This is a genomic window from Rahnella sp. AN3-3W3, from assembly GCF_003263545.1.
GTDB classification, from domain to species: Bacteria; Pseudomonadota; Gammaproteobacteria; order Enterobacterales; family Enterobacteriaceae; genus Rahnella; species Rahnella variigena.
In genome coordinates, this window is sequence record NZ_JYDG01000028.1 from 1 (window position 1) to 15,904 (window position 15,904).

Below are 15,904 nucleotides of genomic sequence, written 5' to 3' on the forward strand. Positions count from 1 at the left end.
GCGGTCATCAGATGATCCTGCGAGTGCACCATGATCAGATTCACCGGGATTTTGCCCACGCCTTCATCCAGACCAATCAGTTGCGTCTGGACTTTGTGTGCGACCCGCGCCGCGTCGTCCGAGGCTTTCAGCATCGCATCAGCCTGTTCCCACTCTTTTTTACGTGCGTGCTGAATCGCCATCATCGCGTTTGAACGTGCTTCTCCGGCGTTGATCAATAACTCCATCACCGTTTGTTCCAGATCGAATTCCATCGAAAACTCCAAATTGGTATACCAGAAAAGTGTGAATTCATCATATTGGAATTCCAATATTCACATGTGAGAACGCTGTCACAGAAATTAATTCGTATTCCGCTATTTTTTGGCATGCCACATTACGGAAAGTTCGCCGGAAAGTGGCCGACAGGATAATTAACAGAACCGGATTCTGACTCAGCTTCGGACGACACCTTTAATCCTCATTCAATATAAAAAGGTGAAGACGAAACCAACACCTGTGAAGTATAGAAAAAAGAAAATGAGGTGCTGTCATGTCACTGAAAGACCGTTTTATCGATTCTCTCGGGGGATTCGCCAATACCTTTAATAGCCTCAGATATATCATGGCTATTAAGGCGTCTTTTATCACGTTAATGCCCGTTATTATTGTGGGGGCATTCTCAGTTTTAATTTCTAATATGGTGATGGATCCGAAAAACGGATTAGCCCATTTTGAAATGTTCTCCTGGCTGGCAACGCTTAAGCCGATCATGAGCAGTATTAACTACGCCACGCTGAGTTTTCTGACCATCGGTGCCGTATTTTTAATTGGTATTGAACTCGGCAAAATTAACGGCTCACGTTCGTTATTTCCCGGCCTGCTGGCGGTAATTTGTTTTATTGCCGTGACGCCGACCACCGTCGATATGATGGTCAATGGCCAGATGCAGGAAGTCAAAGATGTACTGGCCAAACAGTTCTCCGATACTAAAAGCCTGTTCCTCGGCATGTTTATTGCCATTCTTTCGGTTGAAATTTATTCCCGTCTCGAGCGGATAAACGGCCTGCGTATAAAAATGCCGGAGAGCGTGCCGCCAAATTTATCGGCATCTTTCTCGGCGTTAATTCCCGCCATTATTACTGTGGTTATCGTCGCGACGTTTGGCTTTGTTTTCCATCGCGTCACCGGCATGTATTTGTACGACGCGGTGTATCAGGTGATTCAGCGTCCGCTGGAATCGGTGATGCAAAGCCTGCCGGGCATCCTGCTGCTGATGTTTGTCGCGCAGCTGTTCTGGGTGATCGGTATTCACGGCAACCAGATGATTAAACCGATCCGCGAACCGCTGCTGCTTGGCGCGATCATGGTCAACATGACGGCGTTTGAGCAGGGCCATGAAGTGCCAAACATTATCACCATGCCGTTCTGGGATGTGTATATGAGCATCGGCGGTTCCGGCTGCACCATCGGTTTGCTGCTGGCGGTGATGCTCGCCACAAGGCGTAAAGAGATGCGCGAAATCGCCAAGCTTTCTCTCGGGCCAGGCTTCTTCAACATCAATGAACCGGTAATTTTCGGTATGCCGATCATGCTCAATCCGATTCTGGCGATCCCGTTCATTATTACGCCGCTGATCACCGGCACCATCGGCTATTTTGCGACGAGCCTTGGTTTCGCCGGACGTGCCGTCGTCATGGTGCCATGGACCACGCCGCCGATTATCAACGCCTGGCTTTCTACTGCGGGGTCGATGGGCGCGGTGGTCACGCAGATTGGCTGTATCGTGGTGGCGGTGCTGATTTATCTGCCGTTTGTGAAAGTGGCTGCACGCCGTGCCGAACAGGCGCAGCTGGAAGCCCTGCAACAGAGCCAGAAACAGGCCGCTACGGCGTAAACTATTCGGAAAAAGAGGGACGTTATGAGTAAGGTTTCAATCGCCATTCCTGACGGATTTATTCTCGGTGCTGCGGCATCTGCGTGGCAGACCGAAGGCTGGAGCGGCAAAAAAGACGGGCAGGATTCGTATCTGGATCTCTGGTACAAAAACAACCGCCATGTCTGGCACAACGGCTACGGCCCGGCGAAAGCCACCGATTTCATCAACCGCTACAAAGAAGATGTGGCGCTGATGAAAGCCAGCGGACTGACGCATTACCGCACGTCGGTTAACTGGTCGCGCTTTTTCACCGACTACGAACGGGGCACCGTTGATGAAGAATACGCCGCCTACATTGACGACTATCTGGATGAGATGAAACGCAACGGCATCGAACCAATGCTGTGTCTGGAGCACTACGAGTTACCGGCGTTTCTGATTGAAAAATACGATGGCTGGAGCTCAAAAAAAGTCGTCGAACTGTTTGTGCTCTACGCGGAAAAAGTCTTTGAACGCTATGCCGGAAAAGTCAGCCGCTGGTTTACCTTCAACGAACCGGTGGTGGTGCAGACCCGCGTGTATCTGGATGCGATCCGCTGGCCGTTCGAACAAAACACCGCCAAATGGATGCAGTGGAATCATCACAAAGTGCTGGCAACCGCCAAAGTGGTCGAGCTGTTCCATCGCAAAAAATATAACGTCGCAGGCACCGTCGGGGTGATTTTAAATCCGGAAGTGACGTACGCCCGCTCATCGGCGGCGCATGACCAAAAGGCGGCGCATTTATACGATTTATTCTACAACCGCGTATTTCTGGATCCGATGATTAAAGGGGAATATCCGCAGGAGTTGCTGGAATTACTCGAAAAGCACGACGTACATTTCGATTATTCAGAAGCAGAACTGGCGGTTATCCGTAATAACACCGTGGATGAAGTGGGTATTAATCTTTATTACCCGCACCGCGTAAAAGCCCCGTCCCGCGAGTGGAATAAAGACACGCCGTTCCATCCGGCGTATTACTACGAACATTTCGAATTGCCCGGTCGGCGGATGAATAAATCGCGCGGGTGGGAAATCTATCCAAAAATTGTTTATGACATGGCGATGCGCATTAAAACGGAATACGGAAATATTTCGTGGTTTGTTGCTGAAAACGGTATGGGTATCGAAAATGAAGGTCAGTTCCGCGATGCAAAAAGCGGGGAAATTCAGGACGACTATCGTATTGAATTTGTTGCCGAGCATCTTTACTGGACATTAAAAGCGCGGGAAGACGGTGCGAATTGTCAGGGATATATGCTCTGGGCGTTTACCGATAATGTCTCGCCAATGAACGCGTTTAAAAACCGTTACGGTCTTATTGAAATTGATCTTGATAACAACCGTGATCGCCGTCAGAAGAAATCATCTCACTGGTTTAAATCGCTCAGTGAAAGTGGTGTGTTGTCATTAACGCTCGATGACCAGGAAAAATAACCTAAGGAAAACACTATGAAACGACTCGTTTTAGCCTGTTCGGCAGGGATGTCCACGTCACTGGTGGTCACCAAAATGGAAAAAGAAGCCGCCGCGCGCGGTCTGGAATTTAAGATTTACGCCATCCCGGAAAATAACCTGCGCGATGAACTGGACGCTTATGGCCGTGATATTGTCGCCGTCCTGCTCGGACCGCAGGTGCGCTTTAAGCTGGCGGAGAATAAAAAGCTGACTGATGAGCACGGTATCCCGATTGCAGTGATCGACATGGTGGCTTACGGCACGTTAAACGGTGCAAAAGTGCTGGATCAGGCGCTATCTCTGATACAGTAACATCCGGTCTTTATTGTTTTTGCATCAGGGTGATTGTGTGGAAAAAGGTGTGGTTTCGCAGGACAGAAAGCAGTATCAGGAAATCGGGCACGACCTGCGTGAGCAAATCAAGCAAGGGCATTTCGCCGTAGGATCCCGCCTGCCGCCCGAACGCAATATGGCGGAAACCTACGGTGTCAGCCGGACGATCGTGCGCGAAGCCTTACTGATGCTGGAACTGGAAGGCACGGTGGATATCCGTCAGGGTTCCGGCGTGTACGTGATCCGCATTCCTTCTCAGGAAGAAGGCGAAGACGAACTGATGTATCAGGGGCAGATTGGCCCCTTTGAAATCCTGCAAGCGCGGCAGTTGCTCGAAAGCAATATTGCCGCGTTTGCCGCCAAAATGGCCACCAAAGCGGATATCGAAAACCTGCGCCGCACGCTGGAGCAGGAACAAATCGCCATCGTCGCCAATGATGAAAGCGGCGACAACGACCGGTTGTTCCACCTGCTGATTGCCGGTGCGACGCAAAACCAGATGTTGCTCGATTCGGTGAAAAATATCTGGATGCACCGCGATTCCAGCCCGCTGTGGAAACAGTTACACAGCCATATCGCTACCCGCGGTTACCGCCTGAAATGGCTGGCTGATCATCAGAATATTTTGGCCGCACTGCGCCGCCGCGACGTGATGGGCTCGTATCAGGCGATGTGGCAGCACATGGAAAACGTCAAAAATACGCTGATGGAACTGTCGGATGTCGATGCACCGGAGTTTGACGGTTATCTGTTTGAGTCAGTGCCGATTTTCCAGGGCAAGCTGGTCTGAGCGCGATGAAAATCATTAATCTCACGGAAAGCCCGGAATTTGCCGATACGGTAACAGACTGGCTGTGGCAGGCGTTTGGCAGCGAAAACAGCCGGGCGTTTTTTGCCAGCGTGGTGAAAAGCTGTCTGACCGGCGCAGATTTGCCGCAAACCTTTATTGCGCTCGACGGAGAGACATTAGCGGGAACGGTGGGATTGTGGCGCTGCGATTTGATCAGCCGTCAGGATCTGACGCCGTGGCTGGCCGCGTTATACGTGGATGAAGCGTATCGTTCGTGCGGGCTGGGGCAGCAGTTACAGGAATTTGTGCTGGAGCAGAGCCGCCGCAGCGGCTTTCATGAGTTGTATCTCTACGCCGAATTTACCGGCTATTACGAACGTTTTGGCTGGAAATATATCGGCGACGCGCTGGATTATCCGGACAAACCGGTGCGGGTCTATCACCAGTCGCTTTACGTATTCGACGGGCTGCTTACCGAGTGACGGCGCACCAGCGTCGGGCTGAACATGTGGGTCGTTTCCGGCAGCGGCTGACCGTTTGCCAGGGCTAACGCCAGTTGCGCAGCCTGATTCGCCATCGCCACCACCGGATAACGAACTGTGGTCAGGCGCGGGCGCAGGTAGCGCGAAATCAGTACGTCATCAAAGCCAATCAGCGAAATCTCGCCCGGCACATCAATGCTGTTATCGCTTAATACCGATAATGCACCGGCGGCCATCGGGTCGTTATAGCAGGTCACCGCCGTGAATCCTTTGCCCAGTCCAAGTAAATCCGCCATGGCTTTTTCGCCACCAATTTCATCCGGTTCCGCGTAAGCGATCAGCTTGTCATCGACCGGAATGTTGTGTTCTGTCAGCGCGTCGATATACCCCTGCAAACGGTCGCTGGCATCGGAAATACCGTGGTTGGAACATAAAATCGCGATGCGCTGATGTCCGGCCTGGATCAGATGGCGGGTCGCCAGCCAGGACCCGTAACGGTCATCGAGGGCGATACAGCGTTGTTCGAAGCCCGGCAATGTGCGGTTAATCAGCACCATACCGGGGATTTGCTGCATCAGGCTGGTCAGTTCATCTTCAGGCAGCATTTTGGCGTGAACCACTAACGCCGCACAGCGGTGGCGGATCAGCTGCTCAATGGCCTGACGCTCTTTTTCCACATTATGGTAACCGTTACCAATCAGCAGAAAATTGCCGGTGGCATAGGCGACCTGTTCGACGGCTTTGACCATCGCACCGAAAAACGGATCGGAAACATCGGCCACGATCAGCCCCAGCGTTTCGGTCGCCTGCTGAGCCAGGGCGCGGGCGTTGGCATTCGGGTGATATTGCAGATGTTGCATGGCGTTCTGTACGGCTTCCCGCGAGCTGTCGCTGGCTTTCGGGGAATGATTTATCACGCGTGAAACGGTCGCAACCGATACGCCTGCCAGTTTTGCTACATCCTTAATCGTCGCCATAACACTTCCGTTTTCCGTGAGGGTAATCGTTTACACTGACCAGTTTTGCGGAAAAGACCGCTGGCTGCAAGGATGCTGATCGCAACTTTGGGATGTAAGCGGAATGTAACGGGAAAAATACCGAAAGGTTTTGGCCTCCTCTGCGAAGGAGGAGGCGGGGCAGGGACAGAAATTTTGCAGGGAAACGATTTCCGGCGTACACGTCAGTCCCGTTTCATTCTGGCTAAACCCTGCCTTCCTCCTTAATCCACTGCATAAAATCATCAATAAATACTCTGGTTTTAAGCGGCAGCAGTTTATTGGGCAGGGTGATTGCGTAGGTGTTGCGCGGCAGAGGGTTCTCCACTCGCCATTCCGGCAACACGCGATGCAATTTACCATTCGCGATATATTTGTTGGCGATGAAAGTGGGGATCAGCGCAATGCCGACACCTTGCAGGATGGCATCAATCATGGCGTCACTGTTATTGATCATCAGCCGTGGAACCAGCGTCACAGTCTCCATTATATCATTGTGCCAAAAACGCCAGGCACCGCGAAATTGCCGTTCATCGGGGAAAAAAATGTTGTGTTTGGTGAGCGCAGCCGGGAAATCGGGCAGCACTTCGTCGTAATCCGCAGCACAAACCAGTACGTAATCGATAGGCATCAGGGCACGGGCTACCATATTTTCCGGCGGACTTTCGGTGACGCGAAGTGCCAGATCGTAGGCGTCCTGCGTCAAATTAGTGACGCGATCGGTCAGCGACAGCTCGACGTTTATTTCAGGATAGCGGCGTAAAAAGGCGGGCAGAAAAGGGGTGAGCAGGATTTTACCCAGTGTGTTTGGCGCGGTGATACGCAAAATACCCTGAGGGGTATCGCTGAAGCTATCCGCCCGGGAGAAAAGTGTCTGCGTGGCGGACAGTACCGTCAGTGCCTGCTGATAAATTTCCAGTCCGATCTCGGTGATGGCGACAGAGCGGGTCGAGCGGGTAAATAACACCACATTGAGGCGTTTCTCCAGCCGGTCAATCATCCGGCTCACCGATGAGGGAGCCAGCGAAGCTTCCCGTCCTGCTGAAGAAAAACTACCTTTTTCAACCACCTGAATAAAAATGGACAAACTGGGAAGGAGTTCGGCTAACTCATTTGTGCTTTTCACGCATAGCTCTTTTGTTTCTGGAATATCTATCCAAATTATCATCAAGCCGTATGATGTTCAACAGAGGCAATCTCCGGTGAGAAATAGTCACAATAGTCAATTTAATTAATAGGTTAGCTATGTTGAACCAAACGGTTATTGAACGGATACGCCAGCACGATGTGCTGAATGTTGGCGTTAGTCTGGGTTTTAAAGGATTGTCGTTTCGCAATGCATTACTCAATTGCTGGGAAGGGTTCGACATTGATCTAGCCCGGGCGGTCGCGGTGGCGGTGTTAGGTGATGTCGGAAAAATTCATTATATGCCGTTGCAGTCCGGCGACCGGTTTCGGGCGCTGCGTGACGGAGTGATTGACCTGGGGTCATTTAATTCCAGCATCACCTTCCAGCGTGAATCTGAGTCAGAAGTCAGTTTTGTTCATCCGATGCTGTTTGATGGTGAAGTGCTGATGACGCCGGCGAGTAATTTGCTCGAACCCGTTGAACAGGCAAAGTATACCCGCGAGCGCCGGATAGCAGCCATGCGGGGATCAACCACCGAAGAAAACCTGAAGCGTTATTTTGGAAATTTAAATCTCTCTTGCGAGATCCGACTGTTTGATTCGCCGACGCAGGCTCGTCAGGCTTATCAGCTGGGCGAATGCAATATTTACTGTCTCGATTCCTATCTGCTGGCCGGCGAACGTGCTCAGCTGAAAGATAAAGAAGCGCACATTATCTTGCAGGACCGCATCTCGCTGGAAGCCATGTCACCGGCAGTGTCCTCTCATGATACGCAGTGGCTGAAAGCGGTGACCTGGATCATGCGTACGCTGATAGAAGCGGAAAACTTACAGATCACCAGCAAAAACATTCTGGAAATGAGTCAGGAGGCGACGGGATACCTGCGTACTTTCCTTTATCCGTCAGAACAGCATTGTAAGAACCTGGGGCTGCGTCCGGATTTTATCCGCGCGATCATTCATCAGGTCGGAAATTACGGTGAAATATTCCAGCGTAATTTAGGTAAATACTCAGAGCTTAATCAGGAACGTCGGGATAATAATTTATGGTCTCAGGGGGGGATGCTGTATTCGCCTTTATTTATCTGACATCTTACTTACCCAGATTAATTAATAACAAAATTTTTGTGCGATTATTATTTTAATATTCTTTGGCAGGAACATCATGAGTGAATTATTGGCTGAAAAACAGCAAGAGATGGTATTGTCCGGTTCAGTAAAAAAGGGCTTCAGTTATTTAGAAACTGAGCCTGATAATGTCGATTTTAGTGTTATCAAGAACATTATTCTGCATGGTCATCATCAGGGGAATGTTCTGTATATTATCCGTAATTTTGCGAATAAAGAAATCTGCCAGGATGTAGCAGAAAAGTTTAATCAGATGGTGGATCGCAACGGTGGCGGAAACCGCGCCGATGACGGTTTTGTTCTGACCAATCAGATTGGCGCCACACAGTTTTCCCGTAACGGCGAGCAATATATGGCGGAAGTTAACCGGGTCAACGGCAGTGTTGCAGAACTGATGTCCGTCGCAGACAGCTATGCCACCGAGTCCCTGTTCCTCAACCGCACGCTGGAAGATTTATTCCTGGATGAAGGCATCCATTTTGGTCCGGCGCGTTATAAGAATTCTTACGCCTGTTTTGCCACGTTCCGTCGCTGGCTGGATAACGGTGTTATGTCGCTGATGCCTCATGAAGACCGCGCCCAGCTTAAGTTTGCGCAACAGGATGATTTTGAAATTGCCGATGCAATGACGGTTACCGCGTTTAATGTGTGCCTGGAAGCGGCGCAGGGCGGAGGCGAATTGAAGATGTGGAACCTCGATCCGGATGAGCCTTGCCGCGCCCGCTTTGGCGTGACGGACACCGGTTATCCGTATCCCCCGCACCTGTTGCAGGGAGTGGAATCACTGTCAGTGCGACTGAATGCCGGGGATATTTATTTCATGAACGCCTGTCATCTGCACGGTGTCAGCAGCGTCAGTCAGGGAAGTCGTCTTACGGCCGGGCGCTTTATTGGCAGACTCAATAACAGCAAAGTGGTGTATTGGACATAACCGGAGTGAATTAATCCTGGTGATACTTTCCCTCTTTGTCCTGAATTAATAACGAGTCTTATATGGAATATGTTAATCATCTTGCCGCCGGAGGGTACGCATTTATTCCCGGCAGTTATTATCAGACATTGTCTGATGTAAATTACGATAATAAAGATATTTTTCTTTCTGAACTTGAACAATTAAAAATGGCGTATGAACAACTGACGCTGGATCCTTATTCTGCGGGCAATCGCTGGCGCGGTTATGCGCAATGCCGGCGTAATGAGCAGGGGGAACTCGGTTTTGGCCATTTTACGGAATATAAGCAAACCAAAAAATACAATCCGGATACCGGCGGTATTGTTCGCCATTATCCTTTGCTGCCCGAGAATATTACTGCAAACCGCCTGATGCAGGCGATTTTGCAGGACGACATCGCTTTTGTTGAAGCCTATGAGCGTATCGGGCCGCTGGAAGAGCTGTCCGTCGGCATTCATTTATTCCGCTATGAGGCGCAGTGCGATGCGCCGGCGTACAGCTCGCCCGTCTGGCTGCATAAAGATGATGAGGATGTGGTGTTTGTTCACCTGATCCATGCCTCCGACAACATGCTGGGTGGCGACAATCTGATTGCCCCGAACCCTAAAAATATTGAGCGGGTACTGCGTCTGGAGGCGTTATTCGACACGCTGGTGGTCAATCACGACAAATACCATGCGGTGACACCCATCGGCTGCCGCCAGCCGGGAGAGACGGCACTGCGTGACATCATTCTGGTGACGTTCCAGCGCACGATGAAGGAAGCAGCATGAGCCTGAAACATAAAGCATTTATCACGGGCGCCTCCAGCGGTATCGGTCAGTCGATGGTGGCGGCCTATCTGGCTGCGGGTTATGCGGTGGAGGGCATCGACTGTTCCCCGTCCGTTTTCGCCAATGAACCTGAATATTTTCACCACCAGCTGGATATCACCGATTCAGTGCGTCTGAATGGCGTATTTGAAGCGGCAAAATACGCCAGCGATAACAATGTCTTAATTAACTGCGCCGGTACGCGTGAAATCTGCCGTATCGATGAATTATCACTGTCGCTGTGGGAACGTGTTTTTGCCGTCAACGTGACCGCCAGTTTTGTTGCCGGACGTGCATTCTGTCAGCAACTGGTTCGCCATAACCTGCCGGGCAATGCCGTCAATATCGCCTCGGTCTCCGGTCTGATGGGCGAGCCGGATCGCACCGCTTATGTTTCATCAAAGCACGCCGTGATCGGCCTGACAAAACAGCTGGCGCTGGAATACGGCAAACATCAAATCCGGGTGAATGCCATTGCGCCCGGTGTAATCCGCACACCGCTGACCGAACCTTACTACGACAACCCGGCACAGATGGAGAAGATCCAGCGCGGTCAGTTCCTGCCTGTGCTCGGCGAAACGCAGGATGTGGCAAAAGCGGCCATGTATCTCACCTCTTCCGATGCGCGATTTGTGACCGGTTCCACGCTGGTTATTGATGGCGGCTGGACGATTGGTAAAGACCTTTAATCCGATGGCCGGCATAACGGCCACTACTGACTTGCAGGAGTTTTATTATGAACAACACCTATATTTTGATCCTTGGCGGTGAGTTTGCTTTACGTGAGCGTGTGCTGGCCGGGGCTTTACGTGCCTCAGGCGGAATGCGGGTACTGACGATGGCAAAAAACCGTACCACGCCGACCATCAAATTTTTCGACGGCTTTATTCCGGGGGATGTGGCCGATGCAGAGGCTGTACTGAGTGCTGTACAGGCTTATCAACAGGAAACCGGTGAAACCCCTGCAGCGGTTATCCCGATGAACGATTTCACCGTGCGCGCCGCCAGCCTTCTGACTGAGCATTACCAGCTTCACGGAAATGATTGCCAGACGATCACCAACTGCCGTGACAAATTTGTGATGAAGCAAATCCTGCAAGCCGCTGGCCTGCCGGTGCCTCGCTTCGCGGCGTTCCGTACGCTCAACGAACTGAAAAACCTGATCGCAGAGTTCGGTCTGCCGGTGGTGATCAAACCGCGTGAACTGGCGGGTAGCCTGGGCGTGTTGAAAATCACTCACGAACAGGAAATCGAAGAAGTGTTTGCCCGTTGCGTTACCGATGTGATTTCACTCAATGGTGAATCCTTTGCGCCGGAAGACTTGTTCCAGGTCGAGGAATATATTCCGGCGTGGCAGGAAGTCAGCGTTGAGGTGATCAATCAGGGCGACTATCACCGGGCCATGGCAGTTACCGACAAATACCTGGGTGAAGAGCCGAATTTTGTTGAAGTCGGCCACAGCATGCCGTCGCTGCACAGTGACAATCAGCAACTGCGTGACATTGCTGAACGGGCCTGTCATGCACTGGGGATCCGTTACGGGGTGGCGCACTTTGAAGCCCGTATTACGCCTGCCGGTGAAATCAAAATTATCGAAGTGGGCGCACGCACCGGCGGCGACACCATTATGGATTTGGTGGAAAGAACCTACGGTATCAACCCGTATGAACTGCACGTACTCAGTCATCTGAACAAACTTAACCCGCTGCCGGATACGCTCGAACCTCGCGGCCTGAGCGCCGTTGCTTTTATTAAAGCCGACGTGGGCGTGATTGAGAAAATCACCTTGCCCGCCAGCCTGCCGGATCATGTGGTGAATATGCAGGTGACTGCTAAGCCGCTGGATCTGTCGAAAAAGCTGGTGTCATGGAAAACCCGTGAAGGTTCCGTGGAGTATTTCTGGCCACAGCGTGCCGCAGAACAGGGTTTTGATGAGCACTTAACGATTGCCGATCAATACGCCCGCTCGTTGTTTACCCTCCGTCAGATCTGATATCACCCGAGCCACCTCATTTGTGGTGGCTCCCGAACTCCTTTAAGGAAAGCAATGATATGAACAGTGATCGTTTTGGATTAAAACGTTTCGTCTTTTCCCGCTTTGCCGGGTCACTGTGCGATCAGTTTCTGCTGTTTGCCGTGCCGCTGGCGATTTTAAAAGCCACCGGTTCTCTCACCTTTTCGTCGCTGGCATTCGTGATTGAATGGCTGCCGCGCATTCTGTTTTTCCCGCTTTCAGGTTTTCTGGCTGACCGTATCAGGCCCCGTTTTATCTTCTTTAACGTGGAAGCCGGACGCTGCGTGTTAATGGTGATCGCTTTCCTGACACTGACCTTTCATCCCGGCGCCACATTCCCGGTGCTGGCGGTCATGATGGCGCTGCTGTCGGTGGCCTATGTCCTGAACTTTGTCGCCACTGAGGCGCTGTTACCGCGCCATATCCCCGCAGAGACTCTGCCGAAAGCGCATTCAATGTTGCAGGGTGTCGACCAGACCACGCAGGTTCTCGGCCCGGCGCTGGCCGTGGCAATTTCTGTTTATGGTGGCGTCGGGGCGATTTTAGCCTGTGCCGCCGTGCTGTTTGCTGTCTCTGCCATCAACTATCTGTTCCTCGAAACGCATGACCTGGAAGTGGCAGAGAAGATGAGTCTGCGTTCCATTGTGCAATCCAATATTACGGCGATTCAGGTACTTAAGCAGAATAAAATCCTGCTGCATCTGTGTGCGCTGACCTGGGTCGTCAATCTGGTCTACGGCGCGGCGCTGGTGGTGAGTGCGGCGGTGATCCTTAAAGAGTTTCATCTGCCTGAGAGTTACTTTGGTGTGTTACAGACGTCGGCGGCGCTGGTCACCATCATTACGTTTTTCTTTGTGCCGCGCATTGCCAAACGCTTTGGGCTTTCCACGCTGGGAACCCTGTCATTTTGCGGCATGATATTGTCAGGTGCCCTGATGTCGCTTTCGCTCGATTATGCGATGTATCTGGCAGGTTACGCATTACTGATGGCGTTTGACGGTGCATTCAGCGTCTACCTGCGCACCTTACGCAGCCAGATTATTCCGCAGAAACATCTGGGAAAAACCATGGGGCTTATTGGCCTGATGAATATGTGTTCGGTACCCGTCAGCGGCCTGGCGGTGACAGCGCTGGCAGGCAGCTTTATGCCGTTGCAAATCATCGCCATCATTCTGGTTTTTGCGCTGATATTAGGATTGATGTTGATCGTCATTGGCCGTCGTGCTTTTGGCTATAACAGCTGGTTACCGCCGGTCATCGCCCAGCCACAGGCCTGAATGAGCATGTCTGAGTAAATGAGGACGAAGGGGGAACAGGTCACCTTTTCTGTTTATCCACATTTGTGCTTTGAGTTATCAGCGCAGTGAATGGTATTTTTAAAGTCATTTATCTGCGCTGAGAAAAACAGAAATAATGTCTATTAAACGCTATCCGCAACTGGCCCACTGGGGCGCGTATACCGCCGTGGTGGAAGATGGCCGGTTAATCCGCTGCGAACCTTATAAAGCGGATGCCGATCCTTCCCCTCTGCTCGATTCCATTGCGCCGCTGGTCTATTCCGACAAACGTATCCGTAAACCTGCCGTGCGCCGGTCGTGGCTGAAAAACCGTGAGAACAGCGATCGCTCGCTACGCGGACGTGAAGATTTTGTCGAAGTGGACTGGGATCTGGCGCTGGATCTGGTGGCAGAAGAGAACAAACGCGTGCGTGACCGTTACGGCGCTTCCGGCATTTTTAACGGTTCTTACGGCTGGTCATCGGCCGGTCGCCTGCATCATGCCCGTTCTCTGGTGCGTCGTTTTTATTTCACCGGCGGCGGTGGTGTGGATCAGCAGGGCAACTATAGCTGGGGCTCGGCGCAGTTCTTTCTGCCTTATGTTATCGGCACGTTTACCCCGCTGACCGGACGTGTGACGTCGTGGCCGAGCGTGGTCGAACATGCTGATATTCTGGTGGCGTTCGGTGGTCTGGCGCTGAAAAACGCGCAGGTCGCTTCCGGCGGTGCAGTGGAACATACCCTGAAACCGGCGCTGGAGCAGCTGGCGAAGAAAGGCACGCGTGTCATAAATATCAGCCCGATGCGTGACGACTGCCCGGAGTTTGTGAATGCGGAGTGGATCCCGATCCGCCCGAACACGGACGCGGCGCTGATGATGGCGGTAGCGTATGAGATTCAGCGCCAGGAAGCACAGGACGACGCGTTTCTTGCCACCCATTGCGTCGGTTATCCGCAACTTGCCGCCTATCTGCGCGGCGAAACCGACGGCATCCCCAAAACGCCTGACTGGGCGGCCCATATTACCGGCGTTCCGGCAGAGCGTATTGCGCGTCTGGCAGACGATCTGATCGGCGTGCGCAGCTTTATTACCTGTTCTTATTCGGTGCAGCGCGCCCATCGCGGCGAGCAGCCTTACTGGATGATGATCGCCATTTCCGCCATGCTCGGGCAGGTCGGTTTGCCGGGCGGCGGCTTCTCGTTTGGTCATGGCTCGATGAACAGCGTCGGCAATCCGCGTTATGACACACCGGGCCCGGCGGTCAGCGCCGGACCGAATCCGTCAGGACTGTCGATTCCGGTGGCGCGCATCAGCGACATGCTGCTCAATCCCGGTCAGCCGTATGAATTCCAGGGCGAGACGCTGACTTATCCGGATATTCACCTGGTCCATTGGGCGGGCGGCAATCCGTTCCATCATCATCAGCAGCTTAACCGGCTGGTTGAGGGCTGGCAGAAGCCGGACACCGTGATTGTGCAGGATAACGTCTGGACGCCAGCGGCGCAGATGGCGGATATCGTGCTGCCCGCGACGACCTCGCTGGAACGTAACGATATCGGCGGCTCATCGCGTGACCGCTTCGTGCTTGCGATGCATCAGGCGATAGCGCCTCAACATCAGGCGCGTAACGATTTTGATATTTTCGCGGATATTGCGGATCGTCTCGGTTATCGCGAGCAGTTCACGCAAGGGCGCAATGAAGATCAGTGGCTGCGCCATATTTACCGTCAGTGCGGTGAAGCTCAGAAAGGCACCGGCGTGGAATGGCCAGACTTCGAAACGTTCTGGGAGCGCGGTTTTGTTGAACTGCCGATGCCGGAAAAAGATTACGTGTTCTTCGAGGAATTCCGCAAAAGTCCGCGCGCTAATCCGCTCGGCACGCACAGCGGCAAAATCGAATTGTTCTCTGAAACCATCGCCGGTTACGGCTATAAAGATTTCGCGCCGCATCCCGAATGGCAGCCGCCGGTCGAATGGCTGGGTGCTGAAAGCGCCAAAGAATGGCCTTTGCACCTGATTTCCATTCAGCCGAAAGATCGCCTGCACAGTCAGCTCGATCAGTCGCCGCTGGCGCAGTCGAACAAAACCGCCGGGAAGGAAACGCTGTTTATGCATCCGGAAGATGCGGGCAGCCGACAGCTGAAAAATGGCGACCGGGTGAAAGTGCATAATGCGCGCGGCAGCTGTCTGGCGGGTGTTTCGCTTAACGACGGGATCACGCGTGGCGTAGTGCTGATGTCCACCGGCGCCTGGTTTGATCCGGGCTTTGGTGGCAAATGGCAGGAAACCGAGCAGGCGGGCAACCCGAATGTGCTGACGCTGGATATCGGCACATCGCGTCTGACGCAGGGGCCAAATGCCATGAGTTGCCTGGTTGAAGTTGAAATTATTTAAAGTAGTTTTCGATGGTTAGCCCGATTTAAGAGAAATCGGACTCATTTTCACCACTCGTTACACTTTGCGGAATTATGTTTCGATTGCCTGCTGGCTGTGGTTCGTACAAAACAGCTAAATTGAACGTCCCAGAGGTATTGATTGGTGAATCATCAACGTGCTCTGCATGTTGATACCGATTAAATTTGCACCAACCTACGCGGATGCGTAGGTTTTTTTTTGCCTCAATTTCGGCACGTC

At 52.3% G+C, this 15,904-nt stretch carries 15 protein-coding genes; 12 read left to right on the plus strand and 3 right to left on the minus strand.

All coding sequences use genetic code 11. The features are described 5' to 3' along the window. A partial coding sequence (locus tag UC15_RS09860; RefSeq protein WP_112288281.1) for a PTS lactose/cellobiose transporter subunit IIA occupies positions 1-254 on the minus strand: 254 nt, incomplete at its 3' end. Between the two features lie 278 nt (positions 255-532). On the opposite strand from UC15_RS09860, the gene UC15_RS09865 reads away from it, so the two are divergent. From UC15_RS09865 to UC15_RS09885, 5 genes are read left to right on the plus strand one after another with little or no spacing between them, the layout of a single operon-like run. Then, complete coding sequence (locus UC15_RS09865) at positions 533-1,876, plus strand: PTS sugar transporter subunit IIC (RefSeq protein WP_112288282.1); 1,344 nt, start codon at positions 533-535, stop codon at positions 1,874-1,876. Between the two features lie 24 nt (positions 1,877-1,900). After that, complete coding sequence (locus UC15_RS09870; RefSeq protein ID WP_112288283.1) at positions 1,901-3,337, plus strand: glycoside hydrolase family 1 protein; 1,437 nt, start codon at positions 1,901-1,903, stop codon at positions 3,335-3,337. Positions 3,338-3,352: 15 nt separating this feature from the next. Then, positions 3,353-3,670, plus strand: a complete 318-nt coding sequence (locus UC15_RS09875; RefSeq protein WP_112288284.1) for a PTS sugar transporter subunit IIB — start codon at positions 3,353-3,355, stop codon at positions 3,668-3,670. Between the two features lie 37 nt (positions 3,671-3,707). Then, positions 3,708-4,481: an FCD domain-containing protein gene (locus UC15_RS09880; protein WP_095923259.1), complete on the plus strand. Its 774-nt coding sequence runs from the start codon at positions 3,708-3,710 to the stop codon at positions 4,479-4,481. 5 nt (positions 4,482-4,486) lie between these two features. Further along, positions 4,487-4,963, plus strand: a complete 477-nt coding sequence (locus tag UC15_RS09885) for a GNAT family N-acetyltransferase (protein WP_112288285.1) — start codon at positions 4,487-4,489, stop codon at positions 4,961-4,963. On the opposite strand, the gene galR is transcribed toward UC15_RS09885, so the two are convergent. Then, positions 4,933-5,940, minus strand: a complete 1,008-nt coding sequence (gene galR, locus UC15_RS09890; protein ID WP_112288286.1) for an HTH-type transcriptional regulator GalR — start codon at positions 5,938-5,940, stop codon at positions 4,933-4,935. The two genes, UC15_RS09885 and galR, sit on opposite strands and share 31 nt — an antisense overlap. Before the next feature lie 223 nt (positions 5,941-6,163). After that, positions 6,164-7,084: a LysR family transcriptional regulator gene (locus UC15_RS09895; RefSeq protein ID WP_112288287.1), complete on the minus strand. Its 921-nt coding sequence runs from the start codon at positions 7,082-7,084 to the stop codon at positions 6,164-6,166. Between the two features lie 119 nt (positions 7,085-7,203). On the opposite strand from UC15_RS09895, the gene UC15_RS09900 reads away from it, so the two are divergent. The 7 genes from UC15_RS09900 to UC15_RS09930 all read left to right on the plus strand — a co-directional run bounded on the left by UC15_RS09900 (position 7,204) and on the right by UC15_RS09930 (position 15,664). After that, positions 7,204-8,175, plus strand: a complete 972-nt coding sequence (locus tag UC15_RS09900) for a transporter substrate-binding domain-containing protein (protein WP_112288288.1) — start codon at positions 7,204-7,206, stop codon at positions 8,173-8,175. 76 nt (positions 8,176-8,251) lie between these two features. Beyond that, positions 8,252-9,145, plus strand: a complete 894-nt coding sequence (gene hilA / locus UC15_RS09905) for an L-isoleucine 3(1)-dioxygenase (protein ID WP_112288289.1) — start codon at positions 8,252-8,254, stop codon at positions 9,143-9,145. A 62-nt stretch (positions 9,146-9,207) separates the two neighbouring features. Continuing rightward, on the plus strand, positions 9,208-9,939 hold the full coding sequence (hilB, locus tag UC15_RS09910; RefSeq protein ID WP_112288290.1) for a 3(1)-hydroxy-L-isoleucine 4-dioxygenase HilB: 732 nt from the start codon (positions 9,208-9,210) through the stop codon (positions 9,937-9,939). Beyond that, positions 9,936-10,667: an SDR family NAD(P)-dependent oxidoreductase gene (locus UC15_RS09915; RefSeq protein WP_112288291.1), complete on the plus strand. Its 732-nt coding sequence runs from the start codon at positions 9,936-9,938 to the stop codon at positions 10,665-10,667. Before hilB ends, UC15_RS09915 begins: the two co-directional genes overlap by 4 nt. A 47-nt stretch (positions 10,668-10,714) precedes the next feature. Continuing rightward, positions 10,715-11,971, plus strand: coding sequence for an acetyl-CoA carboxylase biotin carboxylase subunit family protein (locus tag UC15_RS09920; RefSeq protein WP_112288292.1), 1,257 nt, complete (start codon positions 10,715-10,717; stop codon positions 11,969-11,971). Between the two features lie 59 nt (positions 11,972-12,030). After that, complete coding sequence (locus tag UC15_RS09925) at positions 12,031-13,269, plus strand: MFS transporter (RefSeq protein ID WP_112288293.1); 1,239 nt, start codon at positions 12,031-12,033, stop codon at positions 13,267-13,269. A 136-nt stretch (positions 13,270-13,405) separates the two neighbouring features. Further along, on the plus strand, positions 13,406-15,664 hold the full coding sequence (locus tag UC15_RS09930) for a molybdopterin guanine dinucleotide-containing S/N-oxide reductase (protein ID WP_112288294.1): 2,259 nt from the start codon (positions 13,406-13,408) through the stop codon (positions 15,662-15,664). Positions 15,665-15,904: the final 240 nt, after the last annotated feature.

Excerpts from the sequence above, each read along its gene's own strand:
- UC15_RS09920 (WP_112288292.1), top strand. The coding sequence starts at position 10,715 with ATGAACAACACCTATATTTTGATCCTTGGCGGTGAGTTTGCTTTACGT.
- UC15_RS09885 (WP_112288285.1), top strand. The coding sequence starts at position 4,487 with ATGAAAATCATTAATCTCACGGAAAGCCCGGAATTTGCCGATACGGTA.
- UC15_RS09870 (WP_112288283.1), top strand. The coding sequence starts at position 1,901 with ATGAGTAAGGTTTCAATCGCCATTCCTGACGGATTTATTCTCGGTGCT.
- UC15_RS09900 (WP_112288288.1), top strand. The coding sequence starts at position 7,204 with ATGTTGAACCAAACGGTTATTGAACGGATACGCCAGCACGATGTGCTG.
- hilA (WP_112288289.1), top strand. The coding sequence starts at position 8,252 with ATGAGTGAATTATTGGCTGAAAAACAGCAAGAGATGGTATTGTCCGGT.
- UC15_RS09925 (WP_112288293.1), top strand. The coding sequence starts at position 12,031 with ATGAACAGTGATCGTTTTGGATTAAAACGTTTCGTCTTTTCCCGCTTT.
- UC15_RS09915 (WP_112288291.1), top strand. The coding sequence starts at position 9,936 with ATGAGCCTGAAACATAAAGCATTTATCACGGGCGCCTCCAGCGGTATC.
- galR (WP_112288286.1), bottom strand. The coding sequence starts at position 5,940 with ATGGCGACGATTAAGGATGTAGCAAAACTGGCAGGCGTATCGGTTGCG.
- UC15_RS09875 (WP_112288284.1), top strand. The coding sequence starts at position 3,353 with ATGAAACGACTCGTTTTAGCCTGTTCGGCAGGGATGTCCACGTCACTG.
- UC15_RS09865 (WP_112288282.1), top strand. The coding sequence starts at position 533 with ATGTCACTGAAAGACCGTTTTATCGATTCTCTCGGGGGATTCGCCAAT.
- hilB (WP_112288290.1), top strand. The coding sequence starts at position 9,208 with ATGGAATATGTTAATCATCTTGCCGCCGGAGGGTACGCATTTATTCCC.
- UC15_RS09930 (WP_112288294.1), top strand. The coding sequence starts at position 13,406 with ATGTCTATTAAACGCTATCCGCAACTGGCCCACTGGGGCGCGTATACC.